Annotated in this window: 22 protein-coding genes; 7 read left to right on the forward strand and 15 right to left on the reverse strand. The window is 69.0% G+C overall.

Annotated features, from left to right (window positions below; translation table 11 throughout):
* From E1218_RS27615 to E1218_RS27630, 4 genes are all read right to left on the reverse strand, one after another.
* Window positions 1-484: MFS transporter (locus tag E1218_RS27615; protein ID WP_165949447.1), on the reverse strand; the 484-nt coding region annotated here is incomplete at its 3' end.
* A gap of 51 nt (window positions 485-535) precedes the next feature.
* Window positions 536-721: a hypothetical protein gene (locus E1218_RS27620; protein ID WP_132325403.1), complete on the reverse strand. Its 186-nt coding sequence runs from the start codon at window positions 719-721 to the stop codon at window positions 536-538.
* Window positions 718-1,359, reverse strand: a complete 642-nt coding sequence (locus tag E1218_RS27625) for a VOC family protein (protein WP_132325406.1) — start codon at window positions 1,357-1,359, stop codon at window positions 718-720. Before E1218_RS27625 ends, E1218_RS27620 begins: the two co-directional genes overlap by 4 nt.
* Window positions 1,356-1,520, reverse strand: a complete 165-nt coding sequence (locus E1218_RS27630; RefSeq protein WP_132325409.1) for a ribbon-helix-helix domain-containing protein — start codon at window positions 1,518-1,520, stop codon at window positions 1,356-1,358. Before E1218_RS27630 ends, E1218_RS27625 begins: the two co-directional genes overlap by 4 nt.
* 225 nt (window positions 1,521-1,745) lie before the next feature.
* Between E1218_RS27630 and E1218_RS27635 the strand changes: the two genes are divergently transcribed.
* A complete protein-coding gene (locus tag E1218_RS27635; RefSeq protein WP_132325412.1) occupies window positions 1,746-1,943 on the forward strand; it encodes a VOC family protein in 198 nt (65 codons plus the stop codon).
* A 54-nt stretch (window positions 1,944-1,997) separates the two neighbouring features.
* On the opposite strand, the gene trxA is transcribed toward E1218_RS27635, so the two are convergent.
* From trxA to E1218_RS27675, 7 genes are all read right to left on the reverse strand, one after another.
* Window positions 1,998-2,330 carry a thioredoxin gene (trxA, locus tag E1218_RS27640; RefSeq protein ID WP_132325415.1) on the reverse strand — a complete coding sequence of 111 codons (333 nt, stop codon included), beginning with the start codon at window positions 2,328-2,330 and terminating at the stop codon, window positions 1,998-2,000.
* Window positions 2,327-2,695 carry a MerR family transcriptional regulator gene (locus tag E1218_RS27645; protein WP_132325418.1) on the reverse strand — a complete coding sequence of 123 codons (369 nt, stop codon included), beginning with the start codon at window positions 2,693-2,695 and terminating at the stop codon, window positions 2,327-2,329. Before E1218_RS27645 ends, trxA begins: the two co-directional genes overlap by 4 nt.
* A 209-nt stretch (window positions 2,696-2,904) precedes the next feature.
* On the reverse strand, window positions 2,905-3,483 hold the full coding sequence (locus tag E1218_RS27650) for a nucleosidase (protein ID WP_325052863.1): 579 nt from the start codon (window positions 3,481-3,483) through the stop codon (window positions 2,905-2,907).
* Window positions 3,484-3,647: 164 nt separating this feature from the next.
* Window positions 3,648-4,799, reverse strand: a complete 1,152-nt coding sequence (gene ispG / locus E1218_RS27660) for a flavodoxin-dependent (E)-4-hydroxy-3-methylbut-2-enyl-diphosphate synthase (protein ID WP_132325423.1) — start codon at window positions 4,797-4,799, stop codon at window positions 3,648-3,650.
* 28 nt (window positions 4,800-4,827) lie between these two features.
* Entirely contained in the window at window positions 4,828-6,138 is a 1,311-nt protein-coding gene (locus E1218_RS27665; protein ID WP_132325426.1) for a M50 family metallopeptidase, read from the reverse strand.
* On the reverse strand, window positions 6,135-7,361 hold the full coding sequence (gene dxr, locus E1218_RS27670) for a 1-deoxy-D-xylulose-5-phosphate reductoisomerase (RefSeq protein ID WP_132325429.1): 1,227 nt from the start codon (window positions 7,359-7,361) through the stop codon (window positions 6,135-6,137). The genes E1218_RS27665 and dxr overlap by 4 nt, the downstream gene beginning before the upstream one ends.
* Window positions 7,362-7,480: 119 nt before the next feature.
* The gene (locus E1218_RS27675; protein ID WP_202866219.1) at window positions 7,481-8,320 is read right to left on the reverse strand and encodes an FHA domain-containing protein; all 840 of its coding nucleotides are present in this window, start codon (window positions 8,318-8,320) and stop codon (window positions 7,481-7,483) included.
* Between the two features lie 87 nt (window positions 8,321-8,407).
* On the opposite strand from E1218_RS27675, the gene E1218_RS27680 reads away from it, so the two are divergent.
* The 4 genes from E1218_RS27680 to E1218_RS27695 all read left to right on the forward strand — a co-directional run bounded on the left by E1218_RS27680 (window position 8,408) and on the right by E1218_RS27695 (window position 11,353).
* Window positions 8,408-9,145: a type 1 glutamine amidotransferase gene (locus E1218_RS27680; RefSeq protein WP_165949449.1), complete on the forward strand. Its 738-nt coding sequence runs from the start codon at window positions 8,408-8,410 to the stop codon at window positions 9,143-9,145.
* A complete protein-coding gene (locus E1218_RS27685) occupies window positions 9,142-9,720 on the forward strand; it encodes a DUF1707 SHOCT-like domain-containing protein (RefSeq protein WP_132325435.1) in 579 nt (192 codons plus the stop codon). The genes E1218_RS27680 and E1218_RS27685 overlap by 4 nt, the downstream gene beginning before the upstream one ends.
* 45 nt (window positions 9,721-9,765) lie before the next feature.
* Window positions 9,766-10,929: an acyl-CoA dehydrogenase family protein gene (locus tag E1218_RS27690; RefSeq protein WP_132325438.1), complete on the forward strand. Its 1,164-nt coding sequence runs from the start codon at window positions 9,766-9,768 to the stop codon at window positions 10,927-10,929.
* A 127-nt stretch (window positions 10,930-11,056) separates the two neighbouring features.
* Window positions 11,057-11,353 (forward strand): DUF6458 family protein, encoded by a 297-nt coding sequence (locus E1218_RS27695; protein ID WP_202866220.1) that lies wholly within the window; start codon window positions 11,057-11,059, stop codon window positions 11,351-11,353.
* Here the strand turns inward: E1218_RS27695 and E1218_RS27700 are convergent.
* Window positions 11,350-11,838 carry a GNAT family N-acetyltransferase gene (locus E1218_RS27700; RefSeq protein ID WP_165949450.1) on the reverse strand — a complete coding sequence of 163 codons (489 nt, stop codon included), beginning with the start codon at window positions 11,836-11,838 and terminating at the stop codon, window positions 11,350-11,352. The two genes, E1218_RS27695 and E1218_RS27700, sit on opposite strands and share 4 nt — an antisense overlap.
* A 78-nt stretch (window positions 11,839-11,916) precedes the next feature.
* On the opposite strand from E1218_RS27700, the gene E1218_RS27705 reads away from it, so the two are divergent.
* The gene (locus tag E1218_RS27705) at window positions 11,917-12,288 is read left to right on the forward strand and encodes a nuclear transport factor 2 family protein (protein WP_132325443.1); all 372 of its coding nucleotides are present in this window, start codon (window positions 11,917-11,919) and stop codon (window positions 12,286-12,288) included.
* Window positions 12,289-12,351: 63 nt separating this feature from the next.
* Here E1218_RS27705 and rny read toward each other — a convergent pair whose 3' ends face one another.
* The 3 genes from rny to E1218_RS27720 all read right to left on the reverse strand — a co-directional run bounded on the left by rny (window position 12,352) and on the right by E1218_RS27720 (window position 17,771).
* Window positions 12,352-14,016 carry a ribonuclease Y gene (rny, locus tag E1218_RS27710; RefSeq protein ID WP_132325446.1) on the reverse strand — a complete coding sequence of 555 codons (1,665 nt, stop codon included), beginning with the start codon at window positions 14,014-14,016 and terminating at the stop codon, window positions 12,352-12,354.
* 548 nt (window positions 14,017-14,564) lie between these two features.
* Entirely contained in the window at window positions 14,565-15,290 is a 726-nt protein-coding gene (locus tag E1218_RS27715; RefSeq protein WP_132325449.1) for an antitoxin, read from the reverse strand.
* A 165-nt stretch (window positions 15,291-15,455) separates the two neighbouring features.
* The gene (locus tag E1218_RS27720) at window positions 15,456-17,771 is read right to left on the reverse strand and encodes an ATP-binding cassette domain-containing protein (protein ID WP_132325452.1); all 2,316 of its coding nucleotides are present in this window, start codon (window positions 17,769-17,771) and stop codon (window positions 15,456-15,458) included.
* Here E1218_RS27720 and E1218_RS27725 point away from each other — a divergent pair.
* On the forward strand, window positions 17,770-18,596 hold an 827-nt coding region (locus E1218_RS27725), incomplete at its 3' end, for a helix-turn-helix transcriptional regulator (protein ID WP_132325455.1). The genes E1218_RS27720 and E1218_RS27725 overlap by 2 nt on opposite strands.

Below are 18,596 nucleotides of genomic sequence, written 5' to 3' on the forward strand. Positions count from 1 at the left end.
GTGCCGGGACGAACAACTCGACCAGGCTGGACGCCGTCCAGACCGCCGAGTTCGCCTGCGCGACCCGGGCCCGGCCGACCAGCACCGGCAGGGCGCCGAAGTTCGCGCCGTCGAAGAACGTGAACACCGCCTGGACGGCGAACCCGATCACGAGCACCTGGGCGACGGTCAGGACACCGAGCAGGTGCGCGACCGGGATCGACCCGATCAGCAACGCGTTCACCAGGTCCGCCGACACCATCACCCGCTGCCGGTCCCACCGGTCCGAGAGCGCGCCGGCGAACAGGCCGGTCAGCAGGTACGGCGCGGCCTCGAGGGCGGTCGTGAGAGCGGTCAGGAAGGTCGAACCGCTCAAGCGGTAGACGAGCACCGGCAGCGCGACCGCGGTGACCATCGACCCGATGATCGACAACACCCGCGCCACCCAGTACCGCCTGAAGTCGGGGTCGTCCCGCAGCCGCACCGGCGCAACCTCACTCGTCATGCCGGGCACTCCGCACCATCAAGTCCGTTGGTAGGTCAAGGCTCATCCACATCAGCTCGTCGCCGAGATCGCGGTCGGGATCCCGCGCTCGACCGCCTCGGTCGACCACCACTGCGCCAGCCCGTCGACGAGGAACTCCTCCGGCACCAGGCCGCCGTACGCCACCGGCGAGGTCTTCAGCCCCATCTCCCGCACCGCCCCGACATCGTCCAACTGCGCCGCCCGAACCTCGATCACCCGTGCACCACCACAAGCCGCCCATCCGGATCCACGATCTCCAGCCGACCGCCGGCCCGGGTCACCTGATACCCGGTCATCCGCCGCTCGACGTCGTCCAGACCCTCGGTGGTGGTCAACTCCAGCTGTACCTCGAAGTCGTCCGCCGTCACGAAGTACACCGGCGACTCCACTCCGAGGGTACGCAGGAACCGCTCCCACCCCGCCTGGTCGGCCACAGCCAGACCCGGCGTGACCGACCACCGTTCGTCGGGGCTCGACTCGTGCCGCTTGTAGCCGTAGAGGTCCTTGCTGCGCTCGTCGATCCAGATCTTCTGCCCATCCGGCCCGGTCAGCGACAACACCCGGCCGAACGCCTCGTCGAACACGGTCGCGTCGTCGTACCCGGCGCTCTCGAGTCGCTCCTTCAGCGCATCGACGTCCTCGGACTCGAACGCGAGATCGGTTTGTCCGTGCTGCCCACCGGTCGAACTGCTCGCCGCGTCGTGCAGCGCGACCATCCCCCGGCCGGCCAGCAACTCGAACCAGACACCCCGCTCGGACTCGATCCGCGGTCGCAGGCCCAGCGTCTCGAGGAAGACGCACATCGCCTCCACGTCGTTCGTGAACCGCAGCGGCCGGATCACCACTCCACTCATCCTCGAGCCTCCCCGTGCTTGTCCAGGTACTCCGTCAACGCCTGCTCCACCAGGGCGGACAGGCTCGCCCCTTCGTCGATCGCCTTGTGCTTCACCCGCCGAATCAACCCGGCCGGCAGATACACGTTGAACTGCGCCTTCTTGCCGTCGTCGTCGCCCATGGCTATATTGCTAGCATCCTAGACAGCTAACCGTCAACGGAAGGGGTCCGACGATGAACCTCCGCTTCGACCACCTCGGCCTGCTCTCCGACACCACCGCGAAGAACCAGGAGATCGCCGAGTTCTTCTCCCGGCTGCTCGGCCTGGAGGTCTCCGGCGAGGCCGGCGAAGGCTACGCCGAGGTGAAGGCCGGCGGGATGACGATCGCCCTGCACACCGGGCGCGATGGTGAACGACTTCGGCGCACACGGCGGCACTCTGCTGCAGTTCAGCAGCGACGACGTCCGGTCCGACGTCGAGGAGATCCGTGGCCGCGGGGGCCGGATCGTGCTCGAGCCGACCGAGACCGACTGGGGAACGACGTCGGCGTACGTCGCCGGGCCGCACGGCGTCCTGGTCGAGCTCTACCGGTTCAACGCCTGACCCGGACCTGCGTGGTGGCGGGTGCTCGTCCGCACCCGCCACCAGCACCGCTCGTCAGACGGCGGCGTGCAGGGCGTCGTCCAGTTCTTTGATCAGTTTGTGCCTGGGGCGGGCGCCGACCACGGACCAGATCACCTCGCCGTGGTGGAACAGCATCAGGGTCGGCAGGGCCATCACCCGATAGCGGGCGGCGACGGCCGGGTTCTCGTCGGAGTTCAGCTTCACCACCGTCAGGTCGTTGCGCTCGGCCTCGATCTGCGCGAGCACCGGCGCGATCTGGTGGCACGGCGGGCACCACTCGGCCCAGAAGTCCACCAGCACCGGCTGGTCGGCGTTCAGTACTTTCTCGTCGAAGGTCGTCTCGTCGACCGTCTGCAGCTCACTCATAGTTGTCGCGTCCTCCAGCTCTCGGCATCGGTCAGGAGGTCGGTCAGCCGGGCCCGCAGTTCGGTGAGTTCGGTGATCCGCCGGTCCACCTCGGCGATCCGGGTCCGGTACGCCGTCAGCGACGCCGGGCACACGTCGGCCCGATCGTTGCCGGCCCGCAGGCATTCGATGAACGGGTACGTCTGCTCAGCGGTGAGCCCGAGGGACAGCAACGCCTTCACCTCACGCACCACGACCACGTCGCCGGCGTCGTACGTCCGGTACCCGTTGGCTTCCCGCCGGGGTTTCAGCAGCCCCTGCGCCTCGTAGTACCGGACCGCCTTGACCGTCACTCCAGCCTCGGCCGCCAGATCGCTGATCCGCATTCCGCCTCCTTCACCCCGACGCTAAACCTTGCCCCCAGGGTCAAGGTCAAGCCAGCATAGTCGGCATGCTGCGAGGCCGAGCTCCAACTGGAGCCCCCGGCAGGTCATCGTGCGCCCGGCTGGCGGCGAACCACGTCGTGCGGGCCGGTGGTGTCGGCGTTGATGCGGTGGCTGGCGCGAGAGACCGCCGTACTCGAATGGTTGGCGTCTCAGGAGACGTAGGCGGTGACCCACTGCCCCAGCACCTTCGCGCTGGCGTCGACCAGCGCGGGCCAGTCGAGTGCACTCTCGTCGGCCGAGTCGGACACGTGCTTCACCAGCCGCACCGGTACGCCGTACTGCTGGCACGCGTAGACGACGCCGTACGCCTCCATGTCGACCAGGTGAGCCCGCTCGGCCAGCCGCGCCCGGACCACCGGGTCGGTCACGAACACGTCCCCCGACGCGAGCACGGTTCCGTCCCCACCCTCGACGGTCAACGTCTCCCGCGGATCCAGACCCAAAGCCCGCACGGCGTCCGCGTTGACATCGTGATTGATCACCTGCGACGGCAGGTACAACCCCGCCATCCCGTCCCGCAACGCCCCGGTAGTTCCGACGTTCAGCACCACGAGGTCACTGGTGTCCCGCTCCCCCAACGCCTTCGCCGTAGCTACCGCCGCCGCAGTCTTTCCCACCCCGGTAACCACCACCGGCAACCCGGCCGGCACATACCGAAGCTCCCCGGCAACAGCGCCAACCACCAAGTACTCCGTCACAGTCAGAGCGACCCCTTCGGTGCAACCCACTCGACCGGCTGCCCGGTGACCTTGGCAATCCGCTCGTCATCCTCGTCGTAGTGCAGCACCACGGAGATGCGCGTCACGGCGTTGAGGTTAACACCACGAGAAGCGGCATGAGTGCACCAAGACGCTCGGCTGCGCGACACCAGATCCGCCTGCGAATGGTGCCCTCAGCCGACGGTGACGGTGGGGTCGCCTGGTTCGATCGACTCGCCCATTTCGTCGGCGATGCGCATGGCTTCCTCGATCAGGGTCTCGACGATGGCGGCCTCGGGGACGGTCTTGATGACCTCACCCTTGACGAAGATCTGGCCCTTGCCGTTGCCGGAGGCGACGCCGAGGTCGGCCTCGCGGGCCTCGCCCGGGCCGTTGACGACGCAGCCCATCACGGCGACGCGCAGCGGCACCTCCATCCCCTCCAGGCCGGCGGTGACCTGCTCGGCGAGGGTGTAGACGTCCACCTGGGCGCGGCCGCAGGACGGGCAGGAGACGATCTCCAGCTTCCGCTCGCGCAGGTTCAGCGACTGCAGGATCTGCAGGCCGACCTTGACCTCCTCGACCGGCGGCGCCGACAGCGACACCCGGATCGTGTCGCCGATGCCCTTGGACAGCAGCGCACCGAAGGCGACCGACGACTTGATCGTGCCCTGGAAGGCCGGCCCGGCCTCGGTCACCCCGAGGTGCAGCGGCCAGTCGCCGGCCTCGGACAGCAGTTCGTACGCGCGCACCATCACGACCGGGTCGTTGTGCTTGACCGAGATCTTGAAGTCGTGGAAGTCGTGCTCCTCGAACAGCGACGCCTCCCAGACGGCCGACTCGACCAGCGCCTCCGGCGTCGCCTTGCCGTACTTCTGCAGCAGCCGCGGATCCAGCGAGCCCGCGTTCACCCCGATCCGGATCGACGTGCCGTGGTCCTTCGCGGCGGCCGCGATCTCCTTCACCTGGTCGTCGAACTTGCGGATGTTGCCCGGGTTTACCCGGACCGCCGCACAACCCGCCTCGATCGCGGCGAACACGTACTTGGGCTGGAAGTGGATGTCGGCGATCACCGGGATCTGCGAGTGCTGCGCGATCTCCGGCAGCGCGTCCGCGTCGTCCTGCGACGGGCACGCGACCCGGACGATGTCACAGCCGGCCGCGGTCAGTTCCGCGATCTGCTGCAGCGTCGTGTTGACGTCCGCGGTCAGCGTGGTCGTCATCGACTGCACCGAGATCGGGGCGTCGCCCCCGACCAGCACCTTGCCCACCTTGATCTGGCGGGTCTTGCGGCGCGGGGCGAGGGTCGGCGGCGGCAGCGCGGGCATGCCCAGGTTGATGCTCATGGGTCCTTTATCTGTTGAGGGTCGTGCGTTATCCGTTGAAGAGCCTGATCGGGTTGACGATGTCGGCGATGACGAGCAGGACACCCATCACCACGATCACACTGGCCGCGACGTAGGCGACCGGAAGCAATTTCGCCACGTCGACGTACCCGGGGTCGGGCCGGCCGAACAGCCGGGCGAAGCCGCGCCGGACGCCTTCCCAGATGGCGCCGGCCATGTGCCCGCCGTCGAGCGGCAGCAGCGGGATGAAGTTGAACAGGGCGAGGAACAGGTTCAGCGAGGCGAGCAGCGAGACCAGGAAGGCGATCCGCTGGCCGCCGGTGAGCTCCTGGTTCGAGGCGATCTCGCCGGCCACCCGGCTGGCGCCGACGACGCTCATCGGGCTCTCCTCGTCGCGGTCCCCGCCGACGATCGACTTGGCCACGCCGACCAGCTTCTCCGGGAAGTTGCCGATCGCCTGAATCGTGGCGACGGTCAGCTCACCCATCTTGTTGACGACGAAGCCGAAGTCCTGCCGCTCCACCTTCATCTCCGGGGAGACGCCGAGGAACCCGACCGAGACGATCTTGTCCGACCCGGCCTGGTCGCGGACCTGGTTGATGATCGTCTTCGTCTCCAGGATCTCCCGCTCACCGTTGCGCTCGACAACGATCGTGGCGGCCTGGTCGGTGTTCGCCCGGATCAGCGGGGTCAGCTGGTCCCAGCTGGTGATCTCCGTGCCGTTGAAGGAGACGATCCGGTCGCCGACCTGGAAGCCCGCCGTCTTCGCCGGCGACACCTGGTCACCCGGCTCGCACTTGCGGTCGGTCGACGCCTGGGAGGCCGGGATGACGCAGTCGGTGACGGTGGCGACGGTCGTCTGGGCGACGTTGGCGCCGTACAGCATGAACAGGCCGCCGAACAGCACGAACGCGATCACCACGTTGACCAGCGGCCCGGACGCCATCACGATCAGCTTCTTCCACCACGCCTTCTGGTAGAAGAGCCGGCCGTTGTCGGCCGGGCCGATCGTCTCGTACTCCGCGGACCGGGCGTTCTCCACCATCGACTGGATCGGGCCGGTGTTGGCCTTGCGGACCTTGCCCGGGTCCTCGCCCTTGGCCGGCGGCATCATCCCGATGATCCGGACGAACCCGCCGGCCGGGATCGCCTTGATGCCGTACTCGGTCTCACCCCGCTTGGTCGACCACAGCGTCCGGCCGAAGCCGACGAAGAACTGGGTCACCTTCATCCCGAACGCCTTCGCCGGCAGCATGTGCCCCAGCTCGTGCAGGCCGACCGAGATCAGGATGCCGGCCACGAACAGCACGATGCCGATAACAGTGAGGAACGCGGTCATGCCTTCGTGGTCTCCTGGCTGTGGTCGGTCGCGGTGGCGGTCAGTTCCCGGGCCCGGGCGCGGGCCCAGCCGTCCGCGGCGAGTACGTCGTCCACGGACAGTTCCTCATACGAGGGTACGTCGTGTTCGGTCACCACCCGGGCCACGGTGTCGACGATCGCCAGGAACGGCAGCCGCCCGTCCCGGAACGCCTGCACACAGACCTCGTTGGCGGCGTTGAACACGGCCGGCGCCGTCCCGCCGCGGGTCCCGGCCTCACGGGCCAGCTGCACCGACGGGAAGGCTTCGTGGTCGAGCGGCAGGAACTCCCACGTGCTCGCCTCGGTCCAGTTCCACGGCGGCGACGCGTCCGGTATCCGGTCTGGCCAGCTGAGTCCGAGCGCGATCGGCACCGTCATCGTCGGTACGCCGACCTGCGCGATCGTCGAGCCGTCGGTGAACTCGACCATCGAGTGGACGGCCTGCTGCGGGTGGACGACGACGTCGATCCGGTCCATCGGGATGCCGAACAGCAGGTGCGCCTCGATCAGCTCCAGGCCCTTGTTGACCAGGGTGGCGGAGTTGATCGTGACGACCGGACCCATCGCGAAGTTCGGGTGCGCCAGTGCCTGCTCGACCGTGACGTCCGCCAGCTCGCTGCGCGCCCGGCCGAGGAACGGGCCGCCGCTGGCGGTCAGCAGCAGCTTGTGCACCTCGTCGGCCGACCCGCCGCGCAGGCACTGGGCGATCGCACTGTGCTCGGAGTCGACCGGGACGATCTGGCCCGGCTTGACCCGGCGGGTGACCAGCGGGCCGCCGATCACGAGAGACTCCTTGTTCGCCAGCGCCAGCGTGTTCCCGGCGTCGAGCGCGGCCAGTGTCGGCTGCAGCCCGACCGAACCGTTGATGCCGTTGAGAACCACGTCACACGGCATCGCCGCGACCTCACTGGACGCCTCCGGGCCGGTGACGATCTTCGGGATCCGGAACTCGCCCTGCGCATAGCCCTTGCGCTGCGCCTCGGCGTAGAACGCCAGCTGCAGGTCCTGGGCGACTGTGGCCCTCGACACCGCGACCACCTCGACGCCGAACTCGAGCGCCTGCTCGGCGAGCAGCGCCACGTTGTCGCCGCCGGCCGAGATCGCCAGCACCCGGAAGCGGTCCCGGCTCCGGCCGATCAGCTCCAGTGCCTGGGTGCCGACAGAGCCGGTCGAGCCGAGGATGACGACGGTTCGCGAATTCACGGCGCTATTGTCCCAGGTCGCCACAGGTGCCTCGCCCCGTGGATCCCGGCAGCAGCGAGCAGGCGCTCGGCGCGGTGCCGTGCAGCGCGCCGGGGATCCACGGGGCTTGGCGCGAGTAGCTACGGAGCAAGATAGAGAGTGAGCGGGTGGCTTCCGAGGCGGACTTCGTCGCCGTCGCGGACCATCGCGGTCTGCACGGGCTCTCCGTTCACCCGGGTGCCGTTGGTGGAGCCGAGGTCGCGGATCTCGTAGCCGGTCGCGTCGATCTTCAGCAGTTCCGCGTGGTCCCGGCTCACCTGCGGCCGGTCCAGGATCAGGTCGCAGTCCGGGGCCCTTCCGATCCGGACCAGGTCCAGCAGCGGTACGACGTCCCCGTCCGCGCCGACCAGGACCGGCTGGGTCCCGCTGTCCAGCGCCGACGCGATCTGCCCGGCACCAGCGGAGCGGATCGGCAGCGAGACGATCAGATCGTCCCCCTTGTCCACCCGCAGGTTGTGCTGGGCGCCGTACCCCCGCAGCAAGTCGTCGGACTCGTCGATCACCACCGCGGACACGTGGTAGTACCCCGGCGGCAGTTGCGCGTACGCCGCTCCGCCGAGCGTGGTCGTGAGCACCAGAGCGTCGTACTCAGCGTGGCTGATATCGGTGATGGTGATCAGGACCGGGTCGTTGGCTTCCAGGTGCGCCTCCGCGCCCGAATCACCCGGGGTGAACTCGACAGTGAGCAGAGGCGCGGGCCGGACCTCGTCGAGCCCGACGAGTCGGTCGACGACCGGCACGGCACCAGCGGGCACGGACAGCGGCACGTACTGGCCGTGCGACCGCACCAGGACGTCCAACCGCGGTCGCAGTGACCTGACCTTGCGGCGGGCCAGCAGGAACGCACCCACCATGCCCTTGCCGAAGGTGAAGGGCACGTCACCCACCACGGCCCGCACGAACCCACTGATCGGCTCCATCGTCACCCCCGGCAGATCAGTATTCCGGAACGACGATCTCGGTACGGCGGAACGCGGTGTGCCGCCAGTGGTCTAGCGTTGGCGTCCGTGTCTGACGCCGTGTTGCTCGTCGAGAACGACCCCGGCAGCGGCCCCGGCCGGCTGCTCCGCTGGCTGGACGAGCGGGGTGCCGAGCCCGTCGTCGTCCGCGCCTGGGCCGGCGAGCCGATCCCGGCAACGGCCGGCGAGTACGCCGCGCTGATCCTGCTCGGCGGCGGCATGCTCCCCGACGCCGACGACGCCTCGCCATGGCTTCCGGCCGAACGGGCGTTGCTGCGCAGGACGACCGAGGACGGCCAGGTGCCGGTGCTCGGCATCTGCCTCGGCGCACAACTGCTGGCCCACACCTTCGGCGGCGAGGTGCGCGGGAAGCACGGTCTGCCCGAGAAGGGTGTGACCGAGCTCAACCTCCTGCCCGGCGCCGAAACCGACCCCCTGCTCGCGAGCCTGCCAACGACCGTACGGGCGGTCGAGAGTCACCAGGACCAGATCACCCGGCTGCCGGCCGGCGCCGTACCCCTGATGTCGAGCGAACGCTGTCGGCACCAGATGCTCCGGATCGGCCGCAGCTGGGGCGTCCAGTTCCATCCCGAGGTCACCCTCGACCGGGTACGGCGGTGGAACGCCACCGGGATGCGGTCGTGGGGGTTCAGCCCCGACGCCGTGATCGCGGAGGCCGAGCGTCGCGAGGACGAACTGGAGCGAACCTGGTCCGCGGTGTTCGGCCGGTTCCTGGCGACCGGTGCGACCGCGGCGACCGGTGAGAGCGCTACCGTTGGGGAATGAGTCTGGAGCAGCCGCCGCCCGGTCACCGGGCCTCTGACCACGACCGTGAGCGAGCCGCCGCCGTGGTCCAGGAAGCACACAGCGACGGGCGGCTGGACTTCCAGGAGCTGGACGAGCGGCTCACCCAGATCTACTCCGCCAAGACCCAGCTCGAACTGCGGAACGCGACCGCCGACCTGGTCCCGGTCGCCCACGGCAGCAACGCGGTCGAGCTGATCATCCGGGCCAAGCACAGCGCGCAGAAGCGCGAAGGCCCGTGGACGGTGCCCGAGCGCGTGATCGCGGTCGCCGAGCACTCGTCGGTGCGGCTCGACTTCACCGACGCGCTGGTCCGGTGGCCGGAGATCCACGTCGAGGCGCAGGCCAAGCACAGCTCGGTGGTGATGATCGTGCCGGAGGGCTGGAGCATCGACCTCGACGCCGTCGACATGGTGCACGGGTCCGCCCGGAACAAGGCGACCACACCCCGGGCCGGCGGTGTCCGGCTGCGCGTGACCGGCCAGGCCAAGCACGGCTCGATCGTCGTCCGTCACCCGCGCAGGCGTCACTGGTGGTGGCCCTGGTACCGGAAGTGACGTAGGCCGCTCCGAGCGGGAGCGTTACCGGCTAGCGTGAGTCTCATGACGGCTTCGCTGGATCTTGTGGACGTGGACTCGCTGCTGACCGAGGAGGAGGTCGACGTCCGGGCGACCGCGCGGCGGTTCGCGGACGAGCGGCTGCGGCCCTCGCTGCCGGAGTGGTTCGAGTCGGCGAGCATCCCGGCGCGCGAGCTGGCGAAGGAGCTGGGTGCGCTCGGGTTCCTCGGCATGCATCTGACCGGCTACGGTTGTGCCGGGGTCGGCCCGGTCGCGTACGGGCTGGCCTGCCTGGAGATCGAGGCGGCCGACTCCGGCATGCGGTCGCTGGTGTCCGTGCAGGGATCGCTGGCGATGTACGCGATCTGGAAGTACGGCAGCGAGGAGCAGAAGAACGAGTGGCTGCCGCGGATGTCCGCGGGCGAGGCGATCGGCTGCTTCGGCCTGACCGAACCGGACTTCGGCTCGAACCCGGCCGGGATGCGCACCACCGCCCGCCGCGACGGCGACGACTGGGTGCTGAACGGCTCGAAGATGTGGATCACCAACGGGTCGGTGGCCGACGTCGCGGTGGTCTGGGCCCGGACGGACGACGGCGTGCGCGGCTTCGTCGTACCGACGTCCACGCCGGGATTCTCGGCGCCCGAGATCACCGGGAAGCTGTCGTTGCGGGCGTCCGTCACGTCCGAGCTGGTGCTGGCCGACGTCCGGGTGCCGGCCTCGGCCCAGCTGCCCGGGGCGCGCGGCCTGTCCGGCCCGCTCGGCTGCCTGAACGAGGCCCGTTTCGGCATCATCTTCGGCGCGATGGGCGCGGCCCGGGACTGCCTGGAGACCGCTCTCGCGTACGCCGGTGAGCGGACGGTGTTCGACAAGCCGCTGGCCGGCTACCAGTTGACGCAGGCCAAGCTCGCCGACATGGCGGTCGAGCTGAACAAGGGCATCCTGCTCGCCGTCCACCTCGGCCGGCTCAAGGAGAAGGGCACGCTGCGGCCCGAGCAGGTCAGCGTCGGCAAGCTGAACAACGTCCGCGAGGCGATCGCGATCGCCCGCGAGTGCCGCACGATCCTGGCCGCGAACGGCATCAGCGGCGAGTACCCGATCATGCGGCACGCCAACAACCTGGAGTCGGTCCTCACCTACGAGGGCACGTCCGAGGTTCACCAGCTCGTCATCGGCCAGGCGCTGACGGGGCAGGCCGCGTTCCGCTGATGCATGAGGTTTCGCGGCTCTGGGTACAGTGAGTGAGCGGGGACTACACAAAGTCATCCGGACACCCCGTGCTGTCTCGTCGTACTCGTCTCCGCCCGCGGCGCTCGTACGCCAGGAAGGAGCAATCATGAGGATCGGTGCCGGTATCGCGCTGATCGCCATCGGCGCCATCATCGCGTTCGCCGTCCGGGACACGTCCGGCTGGCTGAACCTGACCGCTCTGGGCATCATCATCATGCTCGCCGGCGTGGCCGGTATCTGGGTCTCCTACCGGCTGGCCAACCCGCGCCGGCGCAAGGAGTTCACCGTGATCGACCCGTCGGTGGAGAAGCAGTACAACACCGACCCGCCGGACCGGGTCGCCACCCGGCCGATCGACGTGACGCCCACGCACCTGCGCGAGGATCAGCAGCGCCCGGACTAGGCCAGCGGCTTCAGCAAGTAGTCGCACGGATCCGCGTGCGAGCGGATCACGTTGCCCTCGGCATCCTTCTCGGTCCAGGTGTCGACCACCTGGACGCCGTTCCACAGCTGGTAGCCGAGCCGGTCGTACAGCCTGCGGGCTCCGGGGTTGTCCGCACCGACGGCGAGCCCGATCGCGGGTTTCCTCCAGTCGCCGGCGATCGCCTCGGCCGCGCCGATGATCGCCGTACCGATGCCCTTGCCTTGGACGTACGCGTGCAGCGCGTTGATCTCGGCGACATCGTGTGCGGCGCGGACCTCGGCGTACTTCGACTCGCTGAACAGCATCGTGTGCCCGACAACCTCGCCGTCGCTGAGAGCGAGCAGGAACAGCCCGTCGCCCCGTTGCTGCGTCGCCCAACGCTCCCGCAGGTGATGCTGCGACGCGGGCTCCGCCGCGGCGATCAAACGGTCGACGTCAGCGTCCGTAGCAGGCCTGATCTCCATCACCCGACCGTACGGCGGGTCGCCTGGGTGCCGCATCTGCTTTAAGACTGGCTGAAGAGTCGCGCGGACCGTGGCCGCATGGACCGGAATCGGGAGTTGCTGGAGCGGTTGTGGACGGCGGAAGGGCAGCTGGCGCTGTCGGCCGAGGGCGAGCACGAGATGCGGACGGAGGACTACGTGCTGGAGATGCCGCAGTCCGGTGAGCGCATCGTCGGCCGGGACAAGATGCGGGAGATGCAGCGGGAGTACCCGAACCCGCCGTCCATCCAGGTACTGCGGATCACCGGCTCCGGCGACCACTTCGTCCTGCTCGGCCGTTCGGACTACGGCGGCGACATCTACTACGTCGCCAACGTCATCGAGTTCCGGGGCGGGCGGATCGCGCGCGAGACCCGGATCTACGGAGCGCCGTTCGAGCGGCCGGAGTGGCGGGCGAAGTACGCGGAGTGACGTGCCGCCGACCGCTTGGCCGGCGTGCTGATCGATCGACCCTGCCTGGATTCTCCGGTCGGCCTACTTGGCGACCTCGGTGGCGCGGGACTCGCGGACGACGGTGACGCGGATCTGGCCCGGGTAGGTCAGTTCCTCCTCGACCTGCTTGGCGATGTCGCGCGCCATCACCTGCGCCCCGATGTCGTCGACGGCGTCCGGCAGCACCATCACCCGGATCTCGCGGCCGGCCTGCATCGCGAACACCTTCTCGACGCCGTCGTGGTGCATCGCGATCTCCTCGAGCCGCTCGAGCCGCTGCACATACGCCTCCAGCGACTCCCGGCGCGCGCCCGGCCGGCCGCCGCTGACCGCGTCCGCCGCCTGTGTCAGCACCGCCTCGACCGTCCGCACCTCGACCTCGTTGTGGTGCGCCTCGATGCAGTGCACGACGTCGTCGTTCTCGCCGTACTTGCGGGCCAGCTCGGCACCCACGATCGCGTGGCTGCCCTCGGACTCGTGCGTCAGCGCCTTGCCGACGTCGTGCAGGAACGCACCGCGCTTGCACAGCTTCGGATCCAGCCCGAGCTCGGCCGCCATCATCCCGGCCAGGTGCGCCGACTCGACCAGGTGCTTGAGCACGTTCTGCCCATACGACGTCCGGTAGCGGAGCAGACCCATCGTCCGGGCCAGCTCCGGGTGCAGGTCGGTGATCCCGACCTCCGCCATCGCGTCCTCGGCGGCCCGCTCGCACAGCTCGGCGACCTCACCCTTGCTGCGTTCGTAGATCTCCTCGATCCGGCTCGGGTGGATCCGGCCGTCCAGGACGAGCGAGTCCAGGGTCAGCCGCGCGGTCTCCCGCCGTACCGGGTCGAAGCAGGACAGCAGCACCGCTTCCGGGGTGTCGTCGATGATCAGGTTCACGCCGGTGGTCTGCTCGAACGACCGGATGTTGCGGCCCTCGCGGCCGATGATCCGGCCCTTCATGTCGTCGCTCGGCAGGTGCACCACCGACACGACCGACTCGCTGGTCTGCTCCGACGCCAGCCGCTGCACCGCGCCGGTGATGATCTTGCGGGCCTTCGTCTCGCCCTCGTCGAGCGCCTGGCGCTCGATGTCGCGCACGATGGTGTGCGCGTGCCGCTTGGCCTCCTCCTCGATCGCCTCGACCAGCTGGGCCTTCGCCTGCTCGGTGGTCAGGTTCGCGACGCTTTCCAGGATCCGGCGGCGCTCGTCCTCCAGGTCCCGGATCTCGGCCTTGCGGCGGTCCAGTTCGGCCAGCTGCGCGGTCAGCTCGGACTGGCGCTCCTCGATCGCCCGGTGCTGCTCGTCGAGCCGCTCCTCACGCTCGGTCAGCCGGTGCTCCCGGCGTTCCATCTCCAGGCGCTGCTCGCGCAGGTCCTCCCGGATCGACTGCGCCTCCGACTCGGCCTCCCGCCGTACGTCGGACGCCCGTTGCTCCGCCTCCCGCCGTACCTCGGACGCGCGGTCCTCCGCGTCCCGGCGGATCTCCTCCGCCCGCAGCTCGGCGGCCTCGGCGCGGACCCGCAGCACCGCGGCCTCCTCCTCGGCCTGGCGGCGGACCGCCTCGGCCGCGGACCTCGCGCCGGCGGTGATGGTGGCAGCCTCGAGCTCGGCGGCCGCCGATCCCTCGACGGCTTTCCGGCGGGAGAGGGTGAAACCGATCCAGGCCAGCAGCCCGGCGATCAGCAGTCCGATCAGAGACAGCCCGACTGACGTAGCGGTCATCGGCGTCTCCCCTCTTTCGAGTCACGCACCCAGGCGGGACTTTGTGGTCGGTCGAAGGGATTCGCCACATGTACGGTCGACTGACGGTACGGCTGACCGCACCACCGGCGTACGGCGGTGCGCTTGTCCGTCCGTTGCGGCGGTACCGCTTCGCCTCGGCGGCCCCCGGGTGTGCGTCACCCAAGTCCAGAACTCCTGGCCGCCACCGTCGAATCGCGGTGCCCGTCTATCCGACGACGCTGCGAGTCGCCGTCGTCAGTCTTCAGCTCGGTCGAGCGTGGTGTCTGTCTTCTCTCCGGCCGGTCGGCCGGTGATCAGCCGCCCTGCCGGTGCTATAACCGCCACCGTCAGGTGGAGTGATCCCTTACTGATTCCGAGGCTAGGCGCGCCCCACCACCCGGTCAAGACGGACACTCCCACCCGTCACACAAGGCACATGCCGCCACTCTCCTCCGTTACCGCAGGCAGGACCACCGCTCCGGCTGGTCTGCTCCGGAACAGGTGCGTGGGTACTTGTGCGATGGGGGTGGCCTGAGACCAGCCTGGTACTACGGGCGTGGTCCGGGGAGGCCGCCTTCGGAACCTCGTTCTGGGTCGTCGGCTTCGGTCGATCCGGTGACGGTCCCGCCGGTCTGTGTACCTTCCGGTACCGATCCCGCCGAGCTCGACGGATCAGCGGACGGATCGGGAGCCTCACCACCGACGACTCCCCCACCGGACGTTGGATCGCCACCACCGCCGGTCTCGGGCACTCCGCCGGTCTGACCCGACGTACCAGCCTGCCCCGCCGCGTCGGGCGCGCCGTCGTCCGGTCCCGACTCAGCAGCAGCTTCCTCGGCATCACCGGACGACTGTCCCGCGGACCCCGCCTCACCAGACCGGTCCCTCCCGGTCTCGGCGGACCGCTCGGTGCCCGCACTCCCCGCCTCACCGGACTGCTCGGCACCCGCGGTGCTCGGATCGCCGGCTGACTGCTCGGGTCCCCCGCCTCCGGCTTCACCCCCAGACGACTCCGCGCCCGGCGACCCCGCCGTACTCGTGCTTCCCGGGTCCGCGCTCGTCTGCTCCGCGCTGGTGCTGTCCGCCTCACCGGACTGGGAATCGACGTACGTGCCGACCTTCTGCTGGACGGTGTCGACCTTCTCGGCGTACTTGCCGCCGGTCTGCTTGTCGATCAGATCGCCGGCCTTCTCCACGCCGGCCTTGATCTTGTCCGGGTTCTGCTTGACGACGTTCCGGAGCCAGTTCTTCGCCTGTTCCTGGAAATCGCTCATTGCACCCTCCGCGGTGTCAGGGGCGGATCGACCGAAAATGCCAGCCTACGGACCGGCCCAAACACCGGCCCCACTTCGGATGACACACCGTGAACCCTCACCCGTCAACGCCCCTCGCCGCGCACACCCTCACCATTCCCGGCCGACTGGGTTCCGTTGCCCGACTCACAGCGGTACACCTACCCGGTCACCCAATGCTCTGCTGGTCGGAGTCTCCCGACCCATGTAGTCCGCCGGATGCCCCTCGAACAGGACCATGCCGCCGTGCCGTCCCGGCCCGGGCCCGAGGTCGATCAACCAGTCGGCCTGCTGGATGACGTCGAGGTTGTGCTCGACCACCACGACCGTGTGACCGTGCTCGACGAGGCTGTCGAGAACGTGCAGCAGCGTGTCGATGTCACTCAGGTGCAGTCCGGTCGTCGGCTCGTCGAGCACGTACGTCGTCGGCTGCTCGGCGTACCGCAACTCCTTGGCGATCTTCACCCGCTGACACTCACCACCCGACAACGTGTTCAACGACTGCCCCAGCCGCAGATACCCCAGGCCGACCGCACCCAACTGCCGCAACGCCCGAACGATCCCGGCATCGGGCAACAGAGTGATCGCCTCGTCGATGGTCAGCCCGTCCACGTCAGCAATCGACAGCCCGTTCACCGTGTGAGCCAACACCTCCGGCGTGAAGCGGCGCCCGTGACACGTCTCGCACACGACCTCCTGCCCCTCCATGAACGCCAGGTCGGTGTAGATCACCCCCAGCCCGTTGCAGGCCGGGCAGGCCCCCTCCGAGTTGGCACTGAACAACGCCGCCGGTACGTCGTTGTGCCGGGCGAACAACGTGCGGATCGCGGGCGCGATCCCGGTGTAGGTGATCGGCGTCGACCGCCGGTTCGTACTCACCGGCTTCTGATCGATCACCACGGCCGAATGCTGGGCCACCAACTCCTCCGCCAGGCTCGATTTCCCCGAGCCGGCGACGCCAGTCAGCACGCTCATCACCCCGGTCGGAATGCTCACCGTCACGTTGCGCAGGTTGTTGCGACTGGCATCGACCACGGTCAGCTTCCCGTCCCCCCGCCGCGGCGTGCTTTTCAGCGGCCGCTGCCGCGCCAGCGCTCGACCGGTCGCCGTACCCGCGGTGCTGAGCTCCGCGAACGTCCCCTGGAAGACGAGCCGCCCGCCCGCACTCCCGGCGTCCGGTCCTACCTCGATCACCTGGTCGGCCTGAGCCATCACGGCCGGGTCGTGCTCGACGACGAGCACACTGTTGCCGTTGTCGCGCAGCCGCTCCAGCAGCTCGATCATCGACACGACATCAGTCGGGTGCAGGCCGACGGTCGGCTCGTCCACGACGTACGTCATCTCGGTCAGGCTCGAGCCGAGGTGCTTCACGGTTCTGATCCGTTGCGACTCGCCACCGGAGAGCGTGGTCGTTGCCCGAGACAACGTCAGGTACCCGAGCCCGATGGTCACCATCGCCTCCAATCGAGCGATCAGCGCCTCCACCACCGGTACGACGCCGGCCGCATCGACGGCACCTACAACGTCCAGCAGTTCGGTGATCCCGAGCCGCGCCAGCTCACCGATGGTGTGACCGTCGACCGTCGCAGTCCGCGCCGCCTCATTGAGGCGGTCGCCGGCGCACCCCGGGCACGTCTCGGACCGGGTGAACCTGCGAATGGTGTCCTGCTTCCGCTCGGACAGGTTGTCGGACGTGTGCAGGTAGATCCGCTCGAACCGTTCGACGACGCCCTCGTAGTCCTTCGGGAGCTTCCGGCCCAGCTCAGCGGCCGCCTGACCGCCGTACAACAGCGCCTCTCGTTGCTGCTCACTCCACTCACGCAGCGGGGTGTCGACGCCGAACGTGCCGATGCCGGCGTACTGCGCATGCCAGTAACTGCCGTGACCGAAACCCGGCAGCCGGATCGCGCCACCGGCGAGCGACTTGTCCAGGTCCAGGAACTTGTCGACCGCACTCACCACCACCTCACCGAGCCCGGAGCACGTCGGGCACATGCCGGCCGGATCGTTGAACGAGAAGTGGTTCGACTCGCCGACGTACGGCGTACTCAGCCGGGAGAACAGCAGACGCAGATAGGTCCAGGCGTCGGTGATCGTGCCCACGGTCGAGCGCGCGTTGCCGCCGATCCGGCGCTGGTCGATGACGATCACCGGTGCCAGGCCGCCGATGTGCTCGACCTCCGGGCGGGTCCATCTCGGTAGCCGGTTCCGGACGAACGGCGGGAAGGTCTCGTTGAGCTGGAAGCCCGCCTCGGCGGCGATCGTGTCGAACACCAGCGACGACTTGCCCGAACCGGACCGGCCGACGAACACGACCAGTTGGTTCCGCGGGATGTCGACGTCCAGGTCGGCCAGGTTGTTGGTGCGGGCTCCGCGAAGGGTGATGGTTCGCTGCGACGTACTCCCGACGCTACGACGAGATGTGGCCGGATTCTGGCCGCATTTTTGCGATGATCGAAACATGGCCGACGTCACCGCCCGCATGCTCACGCTGCTGTCGACCCTGCAGTCCGGCCGGTCGTTCAGCAGCGACGAACTCACCGCGCAGCTCAACGTGAGCGCACGCACCCTGCGGCGGGACGTCGACCGACTCCGTGGGTACGGCTACCCGGTCGAGACTCAGCCGGGGCCCGGTGGGTACTACCGCCTCGCGGCCGGTCGGACGATGCCGCCGCTCGTTCTGGACGACGACGAGGCCGTCGCAACGCTCCTCGCACTGGCATCACTCGCTGCGGTCGGACCGTCCGGAGCGTCCGGTGAGCGCGGGATCGACGACGCCGCGACTCGCGCGTACGGCAAGGTCGACCAGTTGCTGCCGGCCCGGCTCCGGGGCCGCGTGGTCTCGGTCCGCTCGAGCCTGGAGACGAGTCCGCAACCGGCTCCCGCGGTCACCGCCGAACAACTCGGCACCATCGCCGAGGCGATCGCCGACCAGGAGACGATCAGCTTCTCCTACCCGAACGCCCGCGGCGAACAGGCGATCCGCCGCGTCGAGCCGTACCGCCAGATCAACCACCTGCTGCGTTGGTACCTGCTCGCCTGGGACCTCGACCGCGACGACTGGCGAGTCTTCCGCCTCGACCGCATCACCGACGAACGCCGTACCCACACCCGCTACACCCCACGCCCGCTCCCCGCCGAGTCCGCGACCGCCTACCTCCGCCAGGGCCTCAACCGAGCCAAACACCCCATCACCATCGTCATCGACGCCCCCGCGACCACAGTCATCGACGCGTTCAAGTACCAAGACGCCGAAATCCACTCTCTGGCCCCCACCCGAACCTCGGT

It is taken from the genome of Kribbella turkmenica (assembly GCF_004348725.1).
GTDB classification, from domain to species: Bacteria; Actinomycetota; Actinomycetes; order Propionibacteriales; family Kribbellaceae; genus Kribbella; species Kribbella turkmenica.